The following is a 21,320-nucleotide window of genomic DNA, read 5'->3' on the forward strand; positions in this document are numbered from 1 at the left end:
CGCGCACGCACCGGGCCACACTGATCAGCGATTGCTCTTGATGGCGGTCCAGGTGCGGGTACGGATGCGCTCCGCGGCAGCCGGGATCGGCTCCAGGGCGAACAGCGTCTTGCGCGCCTCGTCCGGCACATACATGTTGGGGTCGTTGCGGATGCTGGCGTCCACCAGCGCGGTGGCGTCCTTGTTCGGGTTGGGGTAGCCGATTTTGTTGCTGATGCGCGCAATCACGTCCGGGCGCAGGATGTAATTGATGAACGCATGGGCCTCCGCCGGATCGGGGGCCTTGGCCGGGATCATCATCACGTCGGACCACATCGGCGCGCCTTCCCTGGGCAGTGCCATCCGGACCTTGACGCCCTTGCCGGCGGCATCTGCCAGTCGTGTGGCCAGGGCGACACCGCCGGACCAGCCCACGCCCACACAGATATCACCGTTGGCCAGGTCCATGCCGTAGCGCGACGAATTGAAGTAACTGACGTAAGGGCGAATCTTCATCATCACGGCCTGGGCTTGCACATAGTCCTCACGCTTCTGGCTATTGGGGTCGAGGCCCTTGTAGTGCAAGGCAATCGGCAGGATCTCGTTGCCGGCGTCGAGAAAACCCACGCCACAACTGGCGAGCTTGGCGAGGTTTTCTTCCTTGAAGATGATGTCCCAGCTGTTCATCTGCACGTCAGGGCCGAGAGCTTTGCGCACCTTGTCGACGTTGTAGCCGATCAGCGTGGTGCCCCACAGGTAAGGCACGGCGTAGCGATTGCCGGGGTCACCTGCGGTTTCCAGGGTTTGCATGAATAGCGGGTCCAGGTGCTGCCAGTTTGGCAACTGCTTGCGATCCAGCGGCTGCACGGCCCCGGCCGTGATCAAGCGTCCCAGGTTGGCGGAGCCGGGAAACACCACGTCATACCCGGAGTTGCCCGTCAGCAGCTTGGACTCCATGGTTTCGACGGTGTCGAACACATCGTAAACCGGGCGAATGCCGGTTTCCTCCTGGAAGCTCTTGAGCACCTCGGGTGGCAGGTATTCGATCCAGTTGTAGATCCGTACGGTGCGTTCTTCAGCCAGGCAAAAACCACTGATGAGCAACGAGGCGACAGTGCCCAGCACGGTGTTACGCAAAAATCTGTTCATGATCAAAATACTCCAGCGCGGCCGCGATGGCTCGCAGCACTTAATAGCGGTAGGTGAAATACAGTTCCAGCGCACTGAACATCTGGTCGTTACCGAACACCTGTTTGGCGGCGGCCAGTGGCTTGACCCAGTTGTAGGACAGCGACGTATAGAACGACGGTGTGGGTGTCCAGTCGAGGAAAACTACACTTTCGTCAGCAAAGCGCCGGTCGCTGACCGGTGCGCCCAGGTAGTTTTTCTCATCCAGCCAGAACTGGTAGTGAATCGCGCCGAGGGTCAGGGTTTCGTTGAGGTGGGTCTTGAGGGAGAACTGCTGGACGTTTTCGTTGCTGTTGAACAACAGGTAGTTGCCGACCACGTCCCCGACCAGCCACGTGCTCCAGTCGACGAAGCCTTTGCTCAGTGGATCCCAGGCTTTTTGCCGGTTGTCGGTGAGGTTGTCATCGCCGGAAAAGCTCGCGTAGCGGTAGCCAAGGACCGGCGTCAGCGGCAAGCTGTTGAAGGCATAGTCGGCCTGGGCATACCAGGCGTTGGCAGCATAGTCGACGCCCTCGCCGCTGCCGCGCTCCAGCGCGTACTCGGCATTCAGCGTCAGCGCCTGTACGCCGGGCACCTTGGCGTTGAGCGCCCGCAGGTTGTACACCTGCATCCCGTCCCGGCGGCGCGGGAGCGTGCTGCCTCTGGGGCCAAGGGCATTGACCTTCATGGCCATGGCGCCGAGCGTCACCTGGTCATCGAGGTTGTAATCGAGGTTGACGCCGGTCATGCGGAAGTCGCCCAAGTCATCATCGGTGCGCAAGGTGAAGGCCTGGGACTTCAGTGCGCCATGGTCCCAGGCGAGGATCGCCGAATCCTTGAACGCGGTTCGCGGGCCGAGCCAGTAGGCGCCATCCTTGAACTGGTCGAGGTTGCCATCCATGACGATGAACCCCGTCCCGATCATGTAGTTCTGGCGGCCGGCGGTGAGCTTCCACTCCCCGGCGCGAAAACCGCCATAGAGTTCTTCGGCTGCGGCCTTGCCATCGGAGCTGCGGCTGAAGCCACCCGCATCGCCATCGCCGAAGGTGCTGGCCGCCACCAGAGAACCGCCCGCCAACAGGCTGAAATCCGGTTGCAGCGCGTACTCGAGTTTGACCCCCGGTTTTACGTAGACCTCTTGCCAGTTGATCCTGGCGCCGCCGTTTTTACCGTTGCGCGCATCGACCTGGCCGCTGCCGAAGTTGACACCACGGGTAAACAACGTCGCTCCGCCTGCGGTCAGATTGACTTCACCCTTGAGATCGCCGTCCTCAAAGGTGTAGCCCGCGCATGCAAAGTGGGTGGTCAAGGGTAAGCCGACCGCCAACAGCGCTCGAGAGAAACGCTTGGTGAATACCATAAGAAGCTCCTGTGGAATTATTGTTGTTACAGGGCAGTCAATGGCGACGCAGGGCGCCGCCAACACCTGGGCAAGCCAGGTGAATAGAACGCAAGACTCTTATTTTTTTGGCGTGGGTCAGTGGCTCAAGTGGGCGGCGATGGCGCGCAGCATGCGCACGCTGTCGGTATCGAACGGGCTGACCGCATCGGTGAGCGAAGACTGCTTGACGATCACTACGCCGGACGGCTTGTCGATGAACAGGTACTGGCCGTGAATACCCCCGGCCATCAGGGCCTGGCTGTGGTCGTTGAACACGTACCACTGGCTGCGATAGGACGCACCCGGCGTCCAGCTGGAGAACTCGGCATTTTGCGCGTAGATCGCCGGGTCCGCACCGGCGGTGATACGGGCCACCGTCTCGGGCGACAGCAGCTCAACACCGTCGTGGCGACCGTTGTTGGCCAGCAGGCGACCGAAACGCGCCATGTCTCTCAAGGTGGCGCTCAAGCCCGCCCCAGCCACGTTACGGCCCCAGGGATCGGCCAGGAAATAGCCGTCGCGCTCGCACCCCAGGCGCCCCCAGACCTCCTCCAGCATCTGACTGCAGGCCTTGCCCGAGGCACGCTCCATGACCCAGGCCAAGGCTTCGGTGGTGGCCGTCACATAATGGAAAAAGCCCCCATGGCTGCCGCGTTTCTTGAGGGATGGCAAGTACTGGTACAACGACTCGAACTGCGCGTACTGCGCCGGTGCGGGTTGAAAGCCGCAGGCATAGCCGTACTGCGAGCTTTCTGAATTGGGGTCGTCATACACTTCGCTGTAGTCGATGCCCACCGCCATATCGAACAATTGGCGCACCGTCGCATCGCCAAATGCGCTGCCCGCCAGTTCAGGCACGTAGTAAGCGGCCGGCCGCTCGGGCTTGAGCACGCCGCGCGTCACCAACTGTTCACCCAAGGTACCGATCAGCGACTTGGTGACCGAGAACATGATGTGCCGGTCACAGGCGCGCTGACCGTTGAAGTAGCGCTCGTACAACACCGTGTCACCCTGCATCACCAAAAAGGCGTCCGTCTGGCTGGCGACGAGGTGCTCGATCACACGGATGCCCAGCCCACTCTCACTGTCGAAACACAGCTGATCCAGCGCGCGCGGGACCTCCTGCAGCTGACCGGCAGGCCCTGGCCCCGCCGACACATCAATGCTGGGGCGCAGTCGAGACAGATGACGGAACCCCCATTGATTGAAGGGCGCGCGCATCCAGTTGTTCCACGTTACCCGGTGTTCCGGCGCGGCGGGAAAACCCTGCATCAGCAGCGGCGCCACGCGAGCGGCCAATGAAGATTCATTGGCCAGGACGTAAGAAGTCGCGAGGGAGAATGGGGCTTTATGACTCATCGGGATAACCCTGAAGATGACTCTGCATGAAGCAGATGCAGAGAAATAATTACCCCATACAATCTTTTAGTCAATAAAACTTTTTATCATGAAAATTAATTTCCTTGCACATAGTGCTTGCCGAGCCTTCAGGCGATTTGGAACGACACTGTTCATACCGCACCTTTGAATTGGCAGATGTCAGTGGGTTGAGGCTGATTATTCTTATTAAAACCAACTGGCTGTCAGCTTCTCATCGCAGGATAAAAACAATTTATTTATCAATGGATTGGCGCTTCTCTTGCGTCGATAATTTGAGGGTTTCACGTCAAAAGTTTTAATAGCGCGGTCATTTGACGCACCCTAAACTGCCCACTCGAAACATTCTGAATCACCCCGCTCGTTCTTCTTGCGCCGCCCATGTTCGTGTGATTGCCGCTGGCCCCAAGCCTTGCGGGCGCTGCCGTGCGCGCATGGGAAACGTGCCTGAGCCTCTAAGGAACCCCCATGCAGCGCAGAGACTTCTTAACATCGGCCATCGCGCTGGCGGCTGCGTCGACATTACCCGTTGCACGCGCCGAAGAAATCACCGGTGGCCAACCCTGGGAACCGGGCACGGCCAGCCTGCCCGCGTTGCCCAGCGTACGTCAGGGCGGCCTGGCGTTCTTCAATCAACATGAATTCCAGACCACCGAAGCGATTGCCGAACGGTTGATCCCAACGGACGCGCTGTCCATCGGCGGCAAGGAGGCCGGCTGCGCGACGTTTATCGACCGCCAATTGGCTGGTGACTACGGCAAGGGCGCCACGTTGTATCGGCTGGGACGTTTCGTCAAAGGTACGTACGAGCAAGGCACACAGTCGGCACTCACCCCCGCCGACCGCTGGCGCAAGGGCCTGGTGGCGATTGACGAATACAGCCAGGCGCAGTTCGGCAAACCCTTCCTGCAACTGCAAGGCGAGCAACAGGACCAGGTGCTGCGCAGCTTCGAAAAAAACGCGGTCAAGGTGGGTCCGGAGTTTGACGACGGCGCCAGGGAGATCTTCGAACAAGTACTGGCCAACGTGCGTGAAGGCTTCTTGTCCGACCCGATCTACGGCGGCAACAAAGGCATGGCGAGTTGGAAAATGCTCGGTTTCCCAGGTGCGCGCTATGACTTCCGTGACGTTATCGCCAAGAAGGGCCAGAAGCTCAACATCATCCCCACCAGCCTGATCGATAACACGCTCTGATCCACCCGAACACTTGAGTGATGAGGCCTTGCCATCATCGCCGACTGACCGTGATTTGCTGTAACGAAGAGGAATTCCCGAATGGCCAATGTACGCCCCAAAGTCGACGCAGTGATTGTCGGCCTCGGCTGGTGCGGCTCGCTGATTGCCGAAGAACTGACCCGCGCCGGGCTGAATGTGGTCGCCATCGAGCGTGGCCCGTGGTTCGAGACCGCCACTGACTTCCCGCCCTCGGTAGACACCGACGAACTGCGCTGGGACACCCGCCGCAGCATGCTGCTGCCGCCCGCCATCGAGACCACCACGTTCCGCAACAACCGTTCGCAAACCGCCCTGCCGACCCGCGACTGGAGCATGAACGAACTGGGCTATAACGTCGGCGGCTCGGGGACACACTGGGCCGGCATGGCGTGGCGCTTCCTGCCGTTCGACTTCGAGCCATACAGCTTTACCCTCAAGCGTTACGGCAAGCAGCAGATTGAAAAAGGCCTGATCGTGCAGGACTGGGGCGTCACCTACGACGACCTGGAACCCTTCTACGAGCGCTTCGAACGGATCGCCGGCGTATCGGGCAAAGCCGGCGTGTTGAATGGCGAGAAGATCGACGGCGCGAATATCTTCGAAGGCAACCGCAGGAGTGAATTCCCGCTACCGCCGCTGGCCACCACGCGTCTGACCGACCTGTTTACCGACGGCACCAAAAAGCTCGGACTGCATCCGTTCATGGTGCCTGCCGGCCAGGCGTCGCAGGCCTATACCAACCCGTTGGGTGTGCGCATGGGGCCCTGCACCTATTGCGGTTACTGCCTGTATTACGGCTGCGGCAATTTTTCCAAGTCGAGCCCCAATGCCTGCGTGATCCCTGCATTGATGCAACGCAGCAACTTTACCGTGCTCACCGAGTCGGCCGTGCTGCGTGCCAACCTCGCCGAAGACGGCAAGACCGCCACCGGCGTGAGCTACCTGGACCGCAATAAAATGGAATGGGAGCAACCGGCAGACATTGTGATTTTCTCGGCATTCCAGATGCAAAACGTGCGTTTGCTGCTGCTGTCGAAAATCGGCAAGCCCTACAACCCCGAAACCCGCACCGGGGTTGTGGGACGAGCCTACAGCTTCCAGACCGTGTCCGGCGCCAATCTGTTTTTCGAGGACGAACAGCTCAATCAGTACATTGGTGCAGGTGCCCTCTCCGCCCAGGTAGACGACTATAACGGTGACAACTTCGACCACACCGGCAAGGACTTTATCGGCGGCGCAGGGATCCTCGTGGTCGCCCGTGGCGCGCGCCCCATCGGTAACGCCGATGCCGTACCGCCAGGCACGCCACGCTGGGGCAGCGAGTGGAAAAAGGCCTATAACCATGCGTTCCAGAACGGCACGTTCATCTTCAACCAGGGCACCAGTTTTTCCCACGACGAGTGCTACCTGGACCTGGACCCGGAATACCACGACGCCAATGGCGACCCGTTGATTCGCGTGACCTTCGACTACAACGAGAACGACCGGCGCATGGCCCGGTTCACCGAAGAAAAGGCCGTTGAAATCGGCAAGGCCATGGGCGCAAAAATCGTCAATGGCTTTGATGCCGCTGCCGTCAACTACGGGCCGTATTTGCCGTCCAGCGACCACACCATCGGTGGCGCGGTCATGGGCCTGGACCCAAAAACCAGCGTGCTCAACCGCTATCAGCAGAGCTGGGATGTACACAACGTATTCGTGCTGGGCGCCTCGTCGTTCCCCAACAACGCCGGCTACAACCCCACCTCGACCATCGGTGCGCTGAGCCTGTGGACGGCCAAGGCGATCATCGATCAGTACCTGGCCAAACCCGGGCCACTGGTGGAGATGCCAGCATGAGCCCACGCCTTCGCATGGCCCTGACGGCCACCGCCGTATTGTCTCTGGGTTCAGCCATCGGTTTGTACGGTACATCAGGTGTTGCCGATGCAGCCGACAGCATTGCTCAGCCCGGCCAGCAGTCCGACAGCAGTGCAGGTATCAAGGCCCCCGCTACCCAGGCCCAGGAGGACCCGGCGGTGACGCGCGGTCGCTATGTGGCCATCGTCGGTGACTGTGCGGCCTGCCATACCGACCCGCACCACGGAAAACCGTTTGCCGGTGGTTACGCACTGCAAACCCCGTTCGGCACATTGCTCGCCAGCAACATCACCTCCGACAAAAACACGGGCATTGGCGCCTGGACTGAACAGGAGTTCACCCGTGCAGTGCGCGAAGGCAAAGGCCGGCACGGTGAAAACCTGTATCCGGCGATGCCCTACAACGCCTACGTCAAAGTCAGCGACCAGGACATGCACGACCTGTGGGCCTACATGCAGACAGTGCCGGCGGTGGACAACGAAGTCGTGTCCAACCAACTGCCGTTTCCGTTCAACATCCGCCTGATGATGATGGGCTGGAACCTGCTGTTCTTTGATAACACGCCGTTCGAACCGGTGGCAGGTGCTACCGGGCAAATCAATCGCGGGGCCTACCTGGTCGACGGCCTGGGGCACTGTGCAGCTTGCCATACGCCGAAGAATTTCCTCGGCGGTGACAAGGGCGGCGCGTACCTGCAAGGTGGCGAACTGGCCGGCTGGCATGCACCGCAAATCACTGGCAACCCCTACGTCGGTATCGGCGGCTGGAGTGATGCGCAAGTGGTGCAATACCTCAAGACCGGCAGCAACCACGTGGCTGTAGCATCAGGGCCGATGGCCGAAGCGGTCACCAACTCGACCCAACATATGCGCGACGAAGACCTGTACGCCATCGCCGCTTACCTTAAAACCCTGCCCGGCTCGGATACCCGCAGCCCGCGCCCACTCAACGCCAGCGATAAGACCCTGCAGCAAGGCGCCAATGTGTATTCAGCCAACTGCTCCGCGTGCCACAACAGCGATGGCAAAGGCATCAATCAACTGGCTTCGAGCCTGGCCGCCAACCCCGGCGTTCAGGCTGAAAATCCACAGAGTTTGATCACCACCGTGCTGGAAGGCGGCCGTGGCGCGGTGACGCTCGACAACCCCACCAGTGGCGCCATGCCCAGCTTCGCGTGGAAACTGTCGGACCAGCAGATTGCAGCAACGCTCACTTACATCCGCAACAGCTGGGGGAATGCCGCGCCGCAGGTGAGCGCCAAACAAGTTGCCGAGGTGCGCGAGGCGCGCAAATTGCCGGCGCAATTGAGCGCGGACGGCACCTCTCACTGACACCGTATCGGGCCTGCCGGTACACTCACAGGCCCACCCCTCACAGGAAGCGTGCCTGGCATGAGCAGCACCCTCAAGCGTCACGGTCTGATGAAGGTCGCAGAATTGGCGGGCGTCAGCCTGAGCACCGTAGACCGAGTGCTCAATGACCGTGGCAAGGTGTCCGATGTCAAACGGCGCAAGGTCCTTACCGTCGCACGCGCCCTGGGGATCCGCCCGGGCCTGCCTGCGCCATTTACCGGCCCAATGATTGTCGATGTGTTGCTGAGCGACAGCGCAACCGACCACTTCAAGCGCCTGGCTGCAGCCTTCGAGCGCCAAGCCCAACGCCTCAGCGCCCACCTTACCCTGCGCCATCAACGCTGGGCGGAGGGAGCACCGCAACAACTGCTCGACGCCCTGCGCAAACCGCGCTCCAGACGCCACGGCATGATCGTGATCGCCCCTGACACACCTTCCGTGCAGCAGGCGTTGAATGCCATTGTGCAGGGCGGCACGCCCACGGTTTTGCTCACCAGCAACCTCACCGATGTGCAAGGCGCTGTGTATGTCGGCATCGACAACCACGCCGCCGGGCGCAGTGCCGGGCGGTTGATGAGCCAGTGGGTCGGCCAGCGGCCAGGGGTGGTAGTGCTGGTGGTCAACTCACTGGCTTTTTTTGCTCACCAGGAGCGCGCCAAAGGCTTTCTCGACGTGATGGCTCAGCATGCCCCCGACACGCGCGTCATCGGCCCGGTGGAGTGCTTCGACGACGATGAACTCACTCGCGCAGCCGTCGCGCAATGCCTTGCAGATCAACCTTTGGCGGGGCTATACGACACCGGCAGCGGCTCGCTGGGGATTCAGGCGGCCCTCGCCCAGGCCAATATCCACCCCGTGTGGATCGGTCATGAGGCCAGCCCATTGCATGCAAGCCTGCTGCGCCAGGGCGTGATGTCGCTGGTACTGGATCAAGACCCCGAAGGCCAGGTGCAAGCCTGTATCGATTACCTGTTGCATCAGCAGGGGATAATCGATGCGCCACCGGTACTGCCGCTGGCGATGAAGATCGTTATCGACGAAAACCTCTGACCTCCCAATCTCCCCGCTCTGCCAACCCGTCTCAATCAATACGCCTGCCGGGTGCCGCTCACGTTGAGACGTCCTGATCGTCGGCAGACAACTTTCAATAAACCCCTATAACCAAATGGCCGCCAGAAAGCAGCCGTGCGGCTCCCCCCGAGGGCGGCTTCGCCCATCGCCGCCCCGTTAATGGCAAATGCCTTGACACTTAACATAGTGATCACTATAGAATGAGTTAAATATGTAGCGACCACTATGCAAAGGAGTTTGACCATGAGCAAAAACATCAAAGCAGTACCGACCCAGGACTACAACGCCGTTGTCGCTGTAGCCCAGCAATACGCAGACGGCCTGCGTGCCGGCAGCCCGGACGTACTGGAACAGGCCTTCCACAAGGAAGCGGTGATGTACGGCTTCACCAACGGCAAACTGTTGGGCGGTCCGATCAGCAACCTGTTCGACTTCGTCCGCACCCATGGCAAGGCCCCGGATATCAGCACACGCCTGGATGTGCTGGCGATCACCCCGACCACTGCCGTGGTGCGTGTGGACATGGAAAAGGACGCGATTGGCGCCGACTACAACGACTACCTGACCCTGATCAAAATCGACGGCACCTGGAAGGTGATCGCCAAGGTGTATCACCAGTTCGAAGGCTGAGCCGAACGGCCTGAACGCAACGATGTTTCTCAAGGTGATGAATCATGGCAAAAGTTGAATACAGCGCCGTTGTCGACGGCGGCGCCGAACGCGTTTGGGATGTACTCAAGGGCTTCGGGAAAATCAGCCAGTGGCACCCGGCGATTCCCCAGAGCGTCATCGAAGACGGTCAGCCGGACGGTCTGGTTGGCTGCATTCGTCGGCTGACGTTGCAGGACGGCGCCATTCTGCGCGAGCAGTTGTTGTCGGTAGACGCGGTGAATCTGCAGTTTTCCTATCGCTTCGTTGAAGCGCCACTGCCCGTCGACAATTACGTGTTGAGCGTGCGATTGATCCCGCTGACCGGCGAGCAGAAAACCGTGATCCTGTGGTCTGCGACCTTCGACACGCGAGAGCCTGATCCTCAGGGGCAATGGACCTCAACCATCGAGTCGCTCATCGTCGGCGGTCATGAAAGCCTTCAGGTTTACCTGAACCCTACCGCCACCGCGTGAATGTGCCTTACCCCGCTCCAGCAATGGGTGCGGGGTTTGATTTTTCTCGATTCACGATGCACGAACACATTGCCGAAGTGCCGCTTGAAACAGCCTGTCGACGGCTACTGCAGCGCCCAGGCAGACGGCGTTGCGCCAGTGCCTGAGCCGGGTGATTTCAACGCTTGTGGCTTACCAATCCTGACGGGTCGGCGAGATGATCAGGTCGTTGACGGTGACGTTTTCAGGCTGATTCAGTGCATACACCACTGCGCGGCCAATATCGTCCGGCGAGATCGCGATTTTATTCAGCTCTTGAGCCGCTTTACGGCCTGCCGGGTCGGTGACTTTATCGGCCCAACCGGTGTTGATCACACCTGGGCTGACCGTGTTGACACGGATGCCGTGCTGCACGCCCAGCTCTTTGCGCATTGACTCCGTCATGGCCTGTACAAAGAATTTGGTGGCGCTGTAGATACCCGCAGCAGGCCCGACCTGATGACCGGCGACCGAGTCCATATTCAGGATCTGGCCTGACTTCTGTTTCAGCATGAACGGCAACACCGCGGCGATACCATGCAGGTAGCCCTTGATGTTCACGTTGATCATCTTTTCCCAATCATCGGTGGCCAGGTCGACCCAGTTGGAAAACAGCATCAAGCCTGCGTTGTTGATCAGGATATCCACCGAACCGAACGTGTCCTGGGCGAATTGCGCGAGCGCTTTCATATCCTCAGGGTTGGTCACGTCGCTGACGCGACCTACCGCTTCACCGCCCGTGCCTTTCAGCTCGCTGACGATGGCATCCAGGCCTTGCTGGTCCAGGGCTGCTGCGACAATTCGAACGCCTTTCTCGGACAAGGCACGTGCCGATGCAGCACCCAGGCCAGACGATGCGCCAGTGATGATCGCGGTTTTATTCTGCAGATAGTTCATGGGCGTTACTCTCGTTGGTGACTGCCCGTCTGTGCGGGCAGTTTTTGCGGTTCTCGCGGATATACAGCGCGGATCAATAATTGCCGACGGGCCAGTCGGTGTAGCCCTTCGCGCCGCCGCCGTAATAGGACTCGCGCGGTGCGATGGTCAGTTCGGCGCCACGACGCAAGCGCTCAACCAGGTCCGGGTTGGAGATAAACAGGCGGCCAAACGCTACGGCGTCGATCTTGCCTTGGGCGCGGCGCTCAATAGCCATGTCCAGGTCGTAGTTGTTGTTGCCGATGAAAGGCCCGTTGAACTGCGCGCTCAATGCGTCCATGTCCACGCCTTCCGGCACTTCACGCGAGGTGGCGGTAGCGCCTTCGACGAAGTGCAGGTAAGCCAGGTCGAAGGCGTTCAACTGCTGGATCAGGTAGCCGTACATCGCCATCACGTTGCTGTCGGGCGGCGTGTTGCCGGCGTCAGGCGTGACCGGCGACAGGCGGATGCCAACACGGTCATTGCCCCATATCTTGACGATTGCTTCGGTGACTTCCAGGGTCAGGCGCGCACGGTTCTCGATGGAGCCGCCGTACTGGTCGGTACGGTGGTTGGTCGAGTCCCGCAGGAACTGGTCCAGCAGGTAGCTGTTGGCCGAGTGAACCTCTACCCCGTCAAAACCAGCCCGCTTGGCATTCTCGGCAGCACGTTTGTACTGCTCGATGATCCCGGGGATTTCAGCGGTTTCAAGCGCCCGCGGCATCGACACCGGAACGAAGCCGTGGGTGGTATAGGTGTCGCCTTCAGCCTTGATCGCGGAAGGTGCGACTGGTGCGGCACCGTCAGGTTGCAACTCGACACTGGAGAAGCGTCCCACATGCCATAGCTGGCTGACGATCTTGCCGCCGGCGGCATGCACGGCGTCCGTGACTTTCTTCCAGCCGGCAACCTGTTCTTCGCTCCAGATGCCAGGTGTGGCCGCGTAACCGCGACCTTGCGCGGAAATATTGGTGGCCTCGGCGACAATCAAGCCCGCCGTGGCGCGTTGAGCGTAATACTCGGCGTGCAGCTCGTTGGGGATGCCATCTTCGGCATAGCGGCTACGGGTTACAGGCGCCATCAAAATGCGGTTGGCGAGTTTCATCGCGCCCAGGTTGATAGGCGTGAATAAGTCAGTACGCGTGGCGTTGTCTGTCATGATAGACCTCGATTAAATAGACCGGTCGTCTAGTAGATTGATAAAAAATAGTTACGACAAAAGTCGCTTTGCCAGAGTCAGGGAGGTTTCGAAGGCGTCGTCGCGCTTGCCGATCTTCATCATCAACGAAGCGCCGAGCCAAACTTGATAGAGCGATTGCGCAAGCGTCGCGCTGGGCGCTGTGGACGTGATCGAACCATCGACAAGCCCCTGCTCGATACAGCGCTCAAGCTTGGCGTGGATGGCCTGCGTACCTCGATCGAGCACCAGGCGCATGCCCTCCGAGAGGTCACAGACCTCGGCGCCCAATTTGACCACCAGGCACTTGTCGGTAGGCAAATCGGAGCACTGGGTGTGCGCCCAATACTGGAAGTAGCTCAACAACCTTTGTGCGGCAGGTGCAGAGCCCATCAACAGCGTGTCAACCGTTTCCAGGTAGTCGGAAAAATACTGCTCAAGCAACGCCTGACCAAACTCTTCCTTGGATTTGAAGTAATGGTAGAACGATCCTTTCGGCACGCTCGCCGCTGCCACCACCTCAGCCAAACCTACGCTGGTATAGCCTTTGTGCGTCATCAATGTCCTGGCGACATCCAGGATATGTTGGCGTGTTTCAGAATGATGCTTTTTCATAATGCCGTTACCCTAATCAAAAATAGACCGGTCGTCTAGTAAATTTTAGAATAGCATCACGTTCCAAGACCAACGGCGAACATTGAGCGATACAACGTACCGCCCTGTGTGCAGGCGTCAGGGTCGATCTGAACTCTCAAAATTGCGCTGCGCAATCGCAAAGTTCATTTTGTGTATCATTAGGGCAGAAATCTCTCCCAGGCATGTTCGTCTGGCGATACGCCCCAAGGTGCTACGCTCAATGACTGATTCCACCCTAATCCCTGTTCCTCGTGCAAAAGGACGCCCGCGTGCATTCGACCGCGACGAGGCTCTGCTGCGTGCACTGGCGGTGTTTTGGAAGCGTGGCTATGAGCCGGCCTCTGTGGCGGAATTGTGTTCAGCGATGAGCATCAGCCCTCCCAGCCTGTATGCGGCGTTTGGCAACAAAGCCAAATTGTTTCTGGAAGCGGTTGCCTACTACGAAGCGACCTTCTGGGATGCCACGTGGGATCGCATGGACACCGAGCCGGACATCGTGCGCGCCATCAGCGACTTCTTTCACACCTCAGCCTCGATCCTGACCGAACCCGAAGCACCCTGCGGATGCATGGTGGTACTCGCGGCGGTCAATGTTTCCGACGATGCAGGTGAAGTCACCGCTACCCTCAAGGCCCTGCGTCAGGAAGGCCGCGATTATTTGCAGCAGCGCCTGGATCGCGCGGTGGAGCAAGGTCAGCTCAAACCGAACACCAACACTCGCTTGCTCGCCGCGGCCTTGAATACATTGCTCGAAGGCATGTCTCTGCAGGCGCATGACGCGGCCAGCCGGGAAGATCTGCAAGGCATCGGCGCAACAGCCGTCGCGATGCTGAGCCCTTCCCTCTCAACGTGACCAAACCCGGCGCTGCATTCAAACAAGCTGTTCACACGCGGCCTTGATGCGCGCGCACGCCTGCTCCAGCAGTACGGTGGAAGCCGCAAAGAAGATGCGCACATACTCCTCCAACCCAAACGCACTGCCCGGCGCTTGACACATTCTGTAGTGACCAATATAAAATGCAGCTCAACATGCATTCGTCAATACCGTTTGCAGGTTCGCTTGAGCGGGCCAATTTGAAACATCGCCTGATCCGGAGGAGCTATGCACTCAGTTTTTATCGTCGGTGGTTCGGGTAAAGTGGCCCGAAGCCTTGCTCAACAACTGGCAGAACAAGGCCATCAACCACGTTCGTTGTACCGGCATGCGGAACAGGCCGAGGCGCTCGAAGCGCTCGGCGCCAGCCCCGTTGCCGGTAACTTGCTTGAGCTCGACACCACGTCTCTGGCCAAGTTGATGGCGGGCAGCGATACGGTGGTCTTCGCGGCCGGTGCCGGCGGTAAGGGCGGCGCGCAGATGACAAATGCCATCGACGGTCACGGCCTGGAGCTGTCTGTGGCCGCGGCTCGGTTGGCGGGCATTCAGCGCTTCATTCTTGTGTCGGCGTTTCCAGAGGCATCACGTGGCAAATCGGTTTCCGAGACCTTCGAAAATTACATGGCCGTGAAAAAACGCGCCGACGTGCACTTGGCCGCAACCGATCTCGACTGGGTCATCCTGCGCCCAGGCACCTTGCTGGACTCACCCGGAACGGGCAAGGTGCATGCTGGCCTGGCTATCCCTTATGGTGACGTACCGCGCGACGATGTCGCCGCAGCGCTGTTGCAGATCATCGAACAGCCCGGCGTGAGTCGCGTGATCATCGAACTGACCCAAGGCACCACGCCGGTCACCGAGGCTATCCGGAGCTTTACGCGCAATTGCTCTCAGGCATGAGCGAACCCGTGACATTCATGTGGCGCCATCGAGCAGCATGACCCAGCCGGCCGAGCGACACTAAGCCAACAAGCGCCGGCTCATATCAAGCGCAGCGTCAAAAGGCTCGCGTGTTCTATTGACCTTGACCAGCAATGAAGCGCCCAACCACATCTGGTAGAGCGCTTCAGCCAATGTTGCTGAGTCAACGGATGCACTTATGGAGCCATCCGCTTTACCCTGCTCAACACAACGACTCATCCGCTCAATGATCAGGGCCGTACCCTTCTCAAGCACGCCACGCATGTTTTCGGACAGGTCACACACTTCCGCACCCAGTTTGACCACCAGGCATTTTTGATCAGTGTGATCAAACGCCTGCGTCTCGGCCCAATAGCGTAGATAGCTCAGCAGCCGTTCGGCGCCGCAGCCCTCGCTCGCCAATTGCACATCGACCCTGGTGAGGTACTCCTCGAAGTACTCTTCGAGCAGCGCTTGCCCGAATTCATCCTTGGAACGGAAGTAATGGTAGAACGACCCTTTTGGCACACCCGCGGCCGCGAGCAACTCGGTAAGGCCGACGGCGGTGTAACCTTTTTGGGTCATAAGCGACCTGGCGACATCAATGATGTGCTGGCGCATATCTTGGGTGGGCTTCTTCATAATGCGGCGCATGCTAGCAAAAAAAACGCTCAAGCGGCAGGCGCCTGATGAAGCCCCTGTCGCTTGTACACCTGTGTCGCAAGCAGATGTACGCAATGTTTAAGCGACAAAAATATAAATATATTTACCCGCAAAACATAATTATTATTTGGGAATGATCAAAGAACTGAAAACACTTATCGCCGTGGCGAGAGAAGGTACGTTTGCGGCTGCCGGCAGCAAAATCGGCCTCACTCAAGCCGCCGTCAGCGCCCAGATGCAGCGCCTTGAAGCAGAACTGGGCGTGGAGTTGTTCGACCGTATTGGACGCTCCGCCCAGCTCAACCAAATGGGCCGACAAGTTTTGTTGCAGGGCCAGGAACTGGTGCGCCAGTTCAAGGATCTGGGCACGACATCAGTGGACCTTCCCGCCAATGTTTTGGTGACCATTGGCGCGATTGCCTCGGTTCAGCGCTCCTTCTTACCGGATGCCCTGGCAGAATTTCACCAACGATCCCCACAGTGCAGGACGCGAGTCCTTCCAGGGCTGTCAATGGAATTGGTAAACCAGGTCGATTCAGGTGAAATCGACATGGCGGCGATCATCCGTCCACCCTTCTCTCTTCACAGCGATCTACGCTGGACAACCCTGGCACGCGAACCGTATCGGCTGATTGTCCCGATTGATATGCCAGGCGAGGATTGGGCTGAATTGGTATCAACCCAACCCTTTATCCGCTATGACCGTTCATCCTTCGGCGGACGTCAAGTCGATCGGTTTCTGCGACAAACTCATTTTTCATTACATGAAGTCTGCGAACTCGACGAACTGGATGCAATCGTCAAACTGGTTGCAAACGGCGTCGGAGTCGCTCTGGTGCCAGAAACAGCCACCCGTAAAAAATGGCCTGCGCAGATACGTGCAATCGATCTGAAACAACGTACATTCCATCGCGATATTGGTTTGGTGCACCGCGCACGCCGCGGTCTGACTGAGCCAGTGAAACTACTGGCTCAACTGATTACCGAGCATGCAGTAAAGAAGAACTAGTTGAGTGCTGACGCGGACTTCATGACGTTCATCTTTGATTTCGAACTTGAATTCAGCGCTGCCCTTACTCGCCAGGCGCTTCATGGGTTTGGAAAATCTTGCTAACGACCGTCCACTTGCCTTCCACTTTCAGCAGCTGGAAGAAGTCGGTGAAAGAGAGGCCGGACATGCCGTTGGCGTCAATGCGAGCACTCGCGGCATTACCGACGATTTCAATACGGGTAATTGCAGCCTGCGCATCCGGAGATGGGCGAAAACCCTTGTCAATCCCCTCGAACAGGATTGGAATCGCGCCGCCTTCCAGCTTGCCGTCGGCACCGACGCTGTACATCGTCGCCTGTTCATTGAAAGCAGGTTTCATGATACTGCTCTTGGCCTGCTTGCAACCCTCAATATACGCGTCAAGCACCCTGGTGATCGCTTGATAGTCTTCTACATAAGTAGCTTTGCTGACTGTTTTACTACTGACCAATTGCGGACTGCTCGGTGAGTTGTCTGCGTGAGCCAGCGCGCCGACGCTCGAAATCAAGCCGACAAAAAACAACTGCTTAATAGATATAACTTTCATTTAGTCGCTCTTCACAAGGAGTGTAATTATTGAACTGTGCTCATGTTTTTTTAAATTACTTGCTCAGGCGGGTCTTGAGTTCCTCAGATGCCTGCGCAACTGCGCTGCGCGGCGTCGGCAGCTGGCTGAACGCGTTCGACAGCCCAAAGTCGTGAATCATGCCGTTGTAGCGAACGGTCTTCACAGGTACACCCGCAGCGTCGAGCTTGCGGCCGTAAGCTTCAGCTTCATCGCGCAGGACATCGAATTCGGCAGTCTGGATCAGCGTCGGCGGCAAGCCCTTCAACTGTTCGGTCTTCGCCTGCAGCGGCGAAGCGTAAATCTGCTCGCGTGCCTCGGCGTCGCGCGTGTAATTGTCCCAAAACCACACCATCAAGTCCTTCGTCAGGTAATAGCCGCTGGCAAATTCCTTGTACGACGGCGTGTCGAAGTTGGCATCCGTCACCGGGCACAGCAACACTTGCGAACGCAGTGTGGGCCCACCCTTCTCGTTGGCCATCAAGGCAACCACGGCGGCAATGTTCCCACCTGCGCTGTTGCCCGCTACGGCGAGGCGCGTGCCGTCTACCTTGATCTGTTCGCCATGCTCGGCAACCCATTTTGTCGCGGCATAGGCTTGTTCGGTGGCCACGCCATAGGCTGCCTCTGGCGAGAGGCTGTAGTTGACGAAGACCGCCACCGCACCCGAACCTGCCACCAGGTCACGCACCAGCCGTTCATGAGTTGGGAAGTCGCCCAACACCCAGCCGCCGCCATGGAAATACATGAACGCGGGCAGGGTCTTCTGTTGGCTACCGACCGGGCGCACGATGGTCAACTTCAGATCGCTGCCGTTGACGCGTATCGTCTTCTCGCTGACTTCAGCTGCTGGCAAGGCCACTTGGGCAGCAGCCTGGGCACCCGCCAGCGCGGCACGAGCATCGACCGGCGTCATGGAGTCGAGCGTCGGGACACCTTCAAGGGATTGCAGGAGTTTCGCCGTGTTGTGCTCAACGCCAGGGTACGAGGCGGCAGAGGCACTACCGGGCGCAAGTGTAACGACGGTAAGAGCGAAAGCAGAGGTTAGGGTTTTCATGACGTTTCCATTTGTATGGCTGAGTGCCGTAAAGCAATCAGCTACGAAGACTCAAGGACGACAGCCGTTCAAGGCGCGACGTGGGTATGAAAGATCTTGCTGACGACCGTCCACTTGCCTTCAACTTTCAATAAATGGAAAAAGTCCGTGAAGGAAATACCCGACATGTCATTGGCGTCGATGCGTGCGCTAGCCGCCGTACCGACGATCTCAATGCGCACGATGGCTGCCGGTGCGTCGGGAGAAGGGCGAAAGCCCTCATCAATCCCCTTGAACAGGATTGGAATTGCGCCGCCGGCCAGCTTACCGTCGCCATCGACGCTGAACATGGTCGCTTGCTCATTGAATGCAGGCTTCATGATGCTGCTTTTGGCTTGCTTGCAGCCCTTGATGTACTTGTTCAGCACTTCGGTGATGGCTTGGTATTCGTGTACGTAAGTAGGTTTGCTCATGGTTTTGCTCCTGCATCTTTTTTGGAGTGGATTGAGGATTGGCACCGTCCCGCTGCCCGCTCGGGGCGCGGACTCATTCAGGCTTTGGTATCAAGCCAAACAGAACCGTAACGCGTGTAGGCAGCAGGAATCTCAATGACTTCTTTCAAATCATCTGCTGCAGTGCGCACCCAGAATGGGTCACGCAGCATTTGCCGCCCGACAAACACCAGGTCTGCGCGGCCGTTGTGCAGGATTTCTTCGGCCTGACGACCACTCTGAATAACGCCCACCGCACCCGTCGCAATATGCAGTTCCTTGCGCAGCAACTCAGCGGCCGGCACTTGGTAACCTGGGTAGGTCTGAACCTTGATCATCTTGATGCCGCCGGAGCTGCAGTCGATCAGGTCCACGCCCTGCTCTTTCATCCAGCGACCGTATTCAAGGAATGACTCGGGGGTGTTTCCGCCTTCGGCGTAATCAGAGCTGGAGATACGAACAAACAGAGGACGATCGCCCCAATGGGTTTTGACTTCCTCCAGCACTTCGCGCAGGAAGCGGTAGCGACGCTTGGCATCACCGCCATATTCGTCGTCGCGGGTATTGGCGAGTGGCGAGAGGAACTCATTCAGCAAATAACCGTGCGCGGCATGGATCTCAAGCACATCAAAGCCTGCTTCACTGGCGCGTCGTGCGGCATCACCATAGAGCTTCACCAAACCCGGAATTTCGTCAGCTGCGAGCGCGCGAGGCACTGGGCTGGTTTCCGTGAACGGGATAGCCGACGGCGCAATGTGAATAAGGTTGGGCAGGTCAGCATTGCGCCCCGCATGGCCGATCTGAGCACCGGCTTTGGCACCAAAGCTGTGAAGCAGTTCGGTCAGCGCCTTCAAGCCGACGACGTGCGCGTCACTCCAGATACCGAGGTCGCCGGCTCCGATACGACCATCGGCGTGCACTGCCAGCGTCTCGGGGAAAATCAGTGCCGCCTGACCCAGGGCGCGAGCGCCGTAATGCACTCGGTGCCACTCGGTCACAAAGCCATCATCCGCAGCCATGTGCATGCACATAGGCGACATGACCACGCGGTTTTTCAGTTTCATGCCTTTTATTTCATGAGGGGAAAGCAACAAGCTCATATTCAGTATTTCCGTAGTGGTCGATACGGAATGATGTTAGCCTACGCACAACATATGCGTAAGTACGCACATTTTTGTGCGGTAGGCACATTTTTTATACCAAGGGAGCTCCTGTGAAAAAATGCATCCCACAGAATGAAGTTGAAGCATTCGCTTGCCCTGTCTCCTTTACCGTCGATGTCATTGGCGGGAAATGGAAATCGCTGATCCTGTTCCATCTGATGTCCGGAACGAAGCGCTTCAACGAGTTGCGCCGGCTGATCCCCGATGTGACGCAGCGTATGCTCACCTTGCAACTCAGAGAGCTGGAGACTGACCGGGTTATCCATCGCGAAATCTACCGTGAGGTGCCGCCCAAGGTTGAATATTCGCTCACAGAATTAGGCAACACGCTGGCTCCATTGATCAGTGCGATGCGTGAATGGGGAGCGGTGCATGAGGATGCAATCCTGGCGTTCAGGCGCGCCGAGGCCGATGCCAATCCACTTGAATCACTCGCCCAGCTTTAAGCTTTTTGCCAATGGACGTCACGCCCCTGCCCCTGGGATCAGACACGGGCTCAGGCACGCCATGCTCAACGCGGATTGCCTGAATATCACCGTTGAAGCCCTGGTTAGCCAGGTAGAAGCCAGCGACGCCAAGGTCCGCCGCCAGCTGCCCGAAAATCGGCGCACAGGGCTCCCAGAAGATGGTATTGGCCGGTAGCAACTGGTGGTGAAAACGCATCGCCCCCACCGCATCTTTCAGCCCCAGGTGGAAGTCAAACACGTTACTGACAACCTGGAAGATGGATGTGAAAATCCGCGAGCCACCCGGTGTACCAATGACCAGGGCGACCTTGCCATCCTTCAGGAAAATCGTCGGTGTCATTGACGACAATGGCCGCTTTCCGGGTTCAATGCCATTGGTGTCGGTGCCGACGACGCCAGAGCCGAAAAAGCCGTTGAGCGTGTAGGTGCCGGACACCGCGTTGCCCCACTTGTCGACGATTGAAAAGTGCGTGGTCTGGGGTTTTTCCGGTGATTCAATATTGAGGCCGGCGACGACCTTATCGGTGTCCGAAGGCACCGACAAATTGACCTGCGACGCACGGCCTGCCAGGTAGTGTTCGTCGATCAATTCATGCACCGGCACGGCGTAAAAATCCGGATCTCCCAGGTACTGCGCCCGATCAGCAAACACCCGCTTCTCGATCTCCGCCACCAGATGGATGTATCAACATCATCCATAGCAAGACGCAGCGACGCGTGCGGTAAAACACCGATTTCTTGTACATAGACCACCTGTTTTTTTATAAATAATGGCAGCACAGTGGCAACTGACAGGGCGTGATTCGCTATATGAACCGCACACCCAAGTGCCTGAAAAGAATCAACACGCAACAACTTT

The 21,320-nt window shown here is 58.5% G+C and carries 21 protein-coding genes and 1 pseudogene; 10 read left to right on the forward strand and 12 right to left on the reverse strand.

What is annotated here, in order from left to right; translation table 11 throughout:
- Window positions 1–24 precede the first annotated feature (24 nt).
- From ASE80_RS05505 to ASE80_RS05515, 3 genes are all read right to left on the reverse strand, one after another.
- Window positions 25–1,128, reverse strand: coding sequence for a polyamine ABC transporter substrate-binding protein (locus tag ASE80_RS05505; protein WP_056858012.1), 1,104 nt, complete (start codon window positions 1,126–1,128; stop codon window positions 25–27).
- A 40-nt stretch (window positions 1,129–1,168) separates the two neighbouring features.
- A complete protein-coding gene (locus tag ASE80_RS05510) occupies window positions 1,169–2,506 on the reverse strand; it encodes an alginate export family protein (RefSeq protein WP_056858013.1) in 1,338 nt (445 codons plus the stop codon).
- A 117-nt stretch (window positions 2,507–2,623) separates the two neighbouring features.
- Complete coding sequence (locus ASE80_RS05515) at window positions 2,624–3,886, reverse strand: serine hydrolase domain-containing protein (RefSeq protein WP_056858014.1); 1,263 nt, start codon at window positions 3,884–3,886, stop codon at window positions 2,624–2,626.
- A 486-nt stretch (window positions 3,887–4,372) separates the two neighbouring features.
- On the opposite strand from ASE80_RS05515, the gene ASE80_RS05520 reads away from it, so the two are divergent.
- The 6 genes from ASE80_RS05520 (at window position 4,373) to ASE80_RS05545 (ending at window position 10,526) form a co-directional block, all read left to right on the forward strand.
- On the forward strand, window positions 4,373–5,098 hold the full coding sequence (locus ASE80_RS05520) for a gluconate 2-dehydrogenase subunit 3 family protein (RefSeq protein WP_056858015.1): 726 nt from the start codon (window positions 4,373–4,375) through the stop codon (window positions 5,096–5,098).
- Window positions 5,099–5,179: 81 nt separating this feature from the next.
- A complete protein-coding gene (locus tag ASE80_RS05525) occupies window positions 5,180–6,958 on the forward strand; it encodes a GMC family oxidoreductase (RefSeq protein WP_056858016.1) in 1,779 nt (592 codons plus the stop codon).
- A complete protein-coding gene (locus ASE80_RS05530) occupies window positions 6,955–8,310 on the forward strand; it encodes a c-type cytochrome (protein ID WP_056858017.1) in 1,356 nt (451 codons plus the stop codon). Before ASE80_RS05525 ends, ASE80_RS05530 begins: the two co-directional genes overlap by 4 nt.
- Before the next feature lie 60 nt (window positions 8,311–8,370).
- Window positions 8,371–9,381, forward strand: a complete 1,011-nt coding sequence (locus ASE80_RS05535) for a LacI family DNA-binding transcriptional regulator (protein ID WP_056858018.1) — start codon at window positions 8,371–8,373, stop codon at window positions 9,379–9,381.
- A 264-nt stretch (window positions 9,382–9,645) separates the two neighbouring features.
- Window positions 9,646–10,032, forward strand: a complete 387-nt coding sequence (locus ASE80_RS05540) for a nuclear transport factor 2 family protein (protein ID WP_056858019.1) — start codon at window positions 9,646–9,648, stop codon at window positions 10,030–10,032.
- 44 nt (window positions 10,033–10,076) lie between these two features.
- Window positions 10,077–10,526: an SRPBCC family protein gene (locus ASE80_RS05545; RefSeq protein WP_056858020.1), complete on the forward strand. Its 450-nt coding sequence runs from the start codon at window positions 10,077–10,079 to the stop codon at window positions 10,524–10,526.
- Between the two features lie 171 nt (window positions 10,527–10,697).
- Here ASE80_RS05545 and ASE80_RS05550 read toward each other — a convergent pair whose 3' ends face one another.
- The 3 genes from ASE80_RS05550 to ASE80_RS05560 form a co-directional block, all read right to left on the reverse strand.
- Window positions 10,698–11,441 (reverse strand): SDR family oxidoreductase, encoded by a 744-nt coding sequence (locus tag ASE80_RS05550; protein WP_056858021.1) that lies wholly within the window; start codon window positions 11,439–11,441, stop codon window positions 10,698–10,700.
- A gap of 73 nt (window positions 11,442–11,514) precedes the next feature.
- Window positions 11,515–12,618 (reverse strand): alkene reductase, encoded by a 1,104-nt coding sequence (locus ASE80_RS05555; protein WP_056858022.1) that lies wholly within the window; start codon window positions 12,616–12,618, stop codon window positions 11,515–11,517.
- Window positions 12,619–12,669: 51 nt separating this feature from the next.
- Window positions 12,670–13,251 (reverse strand): TetR/AcrR family transcriptional regulator, encoded by a 582-nt coding sequence (locus tag ASE80_RS05560; RefSeq protein ID WP_056858023.1) that lies wholly within the window; start codon window positions 13,249–13,251, stop codon window positions 12,670–12,672.
- A 241-nt stretch (window positions 13,252–13,492) separates the two neighbouring features.
- Here ASE80_RS05560 and ASE80_RS05565 point away from each other — a divergent pair, with 241 nt between their 5' ends.
- Window positions 13,493–14,125 (forward strand): TetR/AcrR family transcriptional regulator, encoded by a 633-nt coding sequence (locus tag ASE80_RS05565; RefSeq protein ID WP_056858024.1) that lies wholly within the window; start codon window positions 13,493–13,495, stop codon window positions 14,123–14,125.
- A 249-nt stretch (window positions 14,126–14,374) separates the two neighbouring features.
- The gene (locus ASE80_RS05570; protein ID WP_056858025.1) at window positions 14,375–15,046 is read left to right on the forward strand and encodes an NAD(P)-binding oxidoreductase; all 672 of its coding nucleotides are present in this window, start codon (window positions 14,375–14,377) and stop codon (window positions 15,044–15,046) included.
- Between the two features lie 60 nt (window positions 15,047–15,106).
- On the opposite strand, the gene ASE80_RS05575 is transcribed toward ASE80_RS05570, so the two are convergent.
- Entirely contained in the window at window positions 15,107–15,688 is a 582-nt protein-coding gene (locus tag ASE80_RS05575) for a TetR/AcrR family transcriptional regulator (protein ID WP_056858026.1), read from the reverse strand.
- A gap of 154 nt (window positions 15,689–15,842) precedes the next feature.
- Here ASE80_RS05575 and ASE80_RS05580 point away from each other — a divergent pair, with 154 nt between their 5' ends.
- The gene (locus tag ASE80_RS05580; RefSeq protein WP_056858027.1) at window positions 15,843–16,718 is read left to right on the forward strand and encodes a LysR family transcriptional regulator; all 876 of its coding nucleotides are present in this window, start codon (window positions 15,843–15,845) and stop codon (window positions 16,716–16,718) included.
- 64 nt (window positions 16,719–16,782) lie between these two features.
- Here ASE80_RS05580 and ASE80_RS05585 read toward each other — a convergent pair whose 3' ends face one another.
- The 4 genes from ASE80_RS05585 to namA form a co-directional block, all read right to left on the reverse strand.
- On the reverse strand, window positions 16,783–17,247 hold the full coding sequence (locus tag ASE80_RS05585) for a nuclear transport factor 2 family protein (protein ID WP_235593080.1): 465 nt from the start codon (window positions 17,245–17,247) through the stop codon (window positions 16,783–16,785).
- A gap of 94 nt (window positions 17,248–17,341) precedes the next feature.
- Window positions 17,342–18,361, reverse strand: coding sequence for an alpha/beta hydrolase (locus ASE80_RS05590; RefSeq protein ID WP_056858029.1), 1,020 nt, complete (start codon window positions 18,359–18,361; stop codon window positions 17,342–17,344).
- A 68-nt stretch (window positions 18,362–18,429) separates the two neighbouring features.
- Window positions 18,430–18,813, reverse strand: coding sequence for a nuclear transport factor 2 family protein (locus ASE80_RS05595; protein ID WP_056858030.1), 384 nt, complete (start codon window positions 18,811–18,813; stop codon window positions 18,430–18,432).
- A 77-nt stretch (window positions 18,814–18,890) separates the two neighbouring features.
- Window positions 18,891–19,931 carry an NADPH dehydrogenase NamA gene (namA, locus tag ASE80_RS05600; protein WP_056858031.1) on the reverse strand — a complete coding sequence of 347 codons (1,041 nt, stop codon included), beginning with the start codon at window positions 19,929–19,931 and terminating at the stop codon, window positions 18,891–18,893.
- Between the two features lie 113 nt (window positions 19,932–20,044).
- Between namA and ASE80_RS29820 the strand changes: the two genes are divergently transcribed.
- A complete protein-coding gene (locus ASE80_RS29820; RefSeq protein WP_081321463.1) occupies window positions 20,045–20,440 on the forward strand; it encodes a winged helix-turn-helix transcriptional regulator in 396 nt (131 codons plus the stop codon).
- On the opposite strand, the pseudogene ASE80_RS05605 reads toward ASE80_RS29820, so the two are convergent.
- A pseudogene (locus ASE80_RS05605) lies at window positions 20,388–21,146 on the reverse strand (gamma-glutamyltransferase); the annotation flags it as partial. The gene ASE80_RS29820 and the pseudogene ASE80_RS05605 sit on opposite strands and share 53 nt — an antisense overlap.
- Between the last annotated feature and the right edge of the window lie 174 nt (window positions 21,147–21,320).

The sequence above is a fragment of the Pseudomonas sp. Leaf15 genome (assembly GCF_001421425.1).
GTDB lineage: Bacteria > Pseudomonadota > Gammaproteobacteria > Pseudomonadales > Pseudomonadaceae > Aquipseudomonas > Aquipseudomonas salomonii.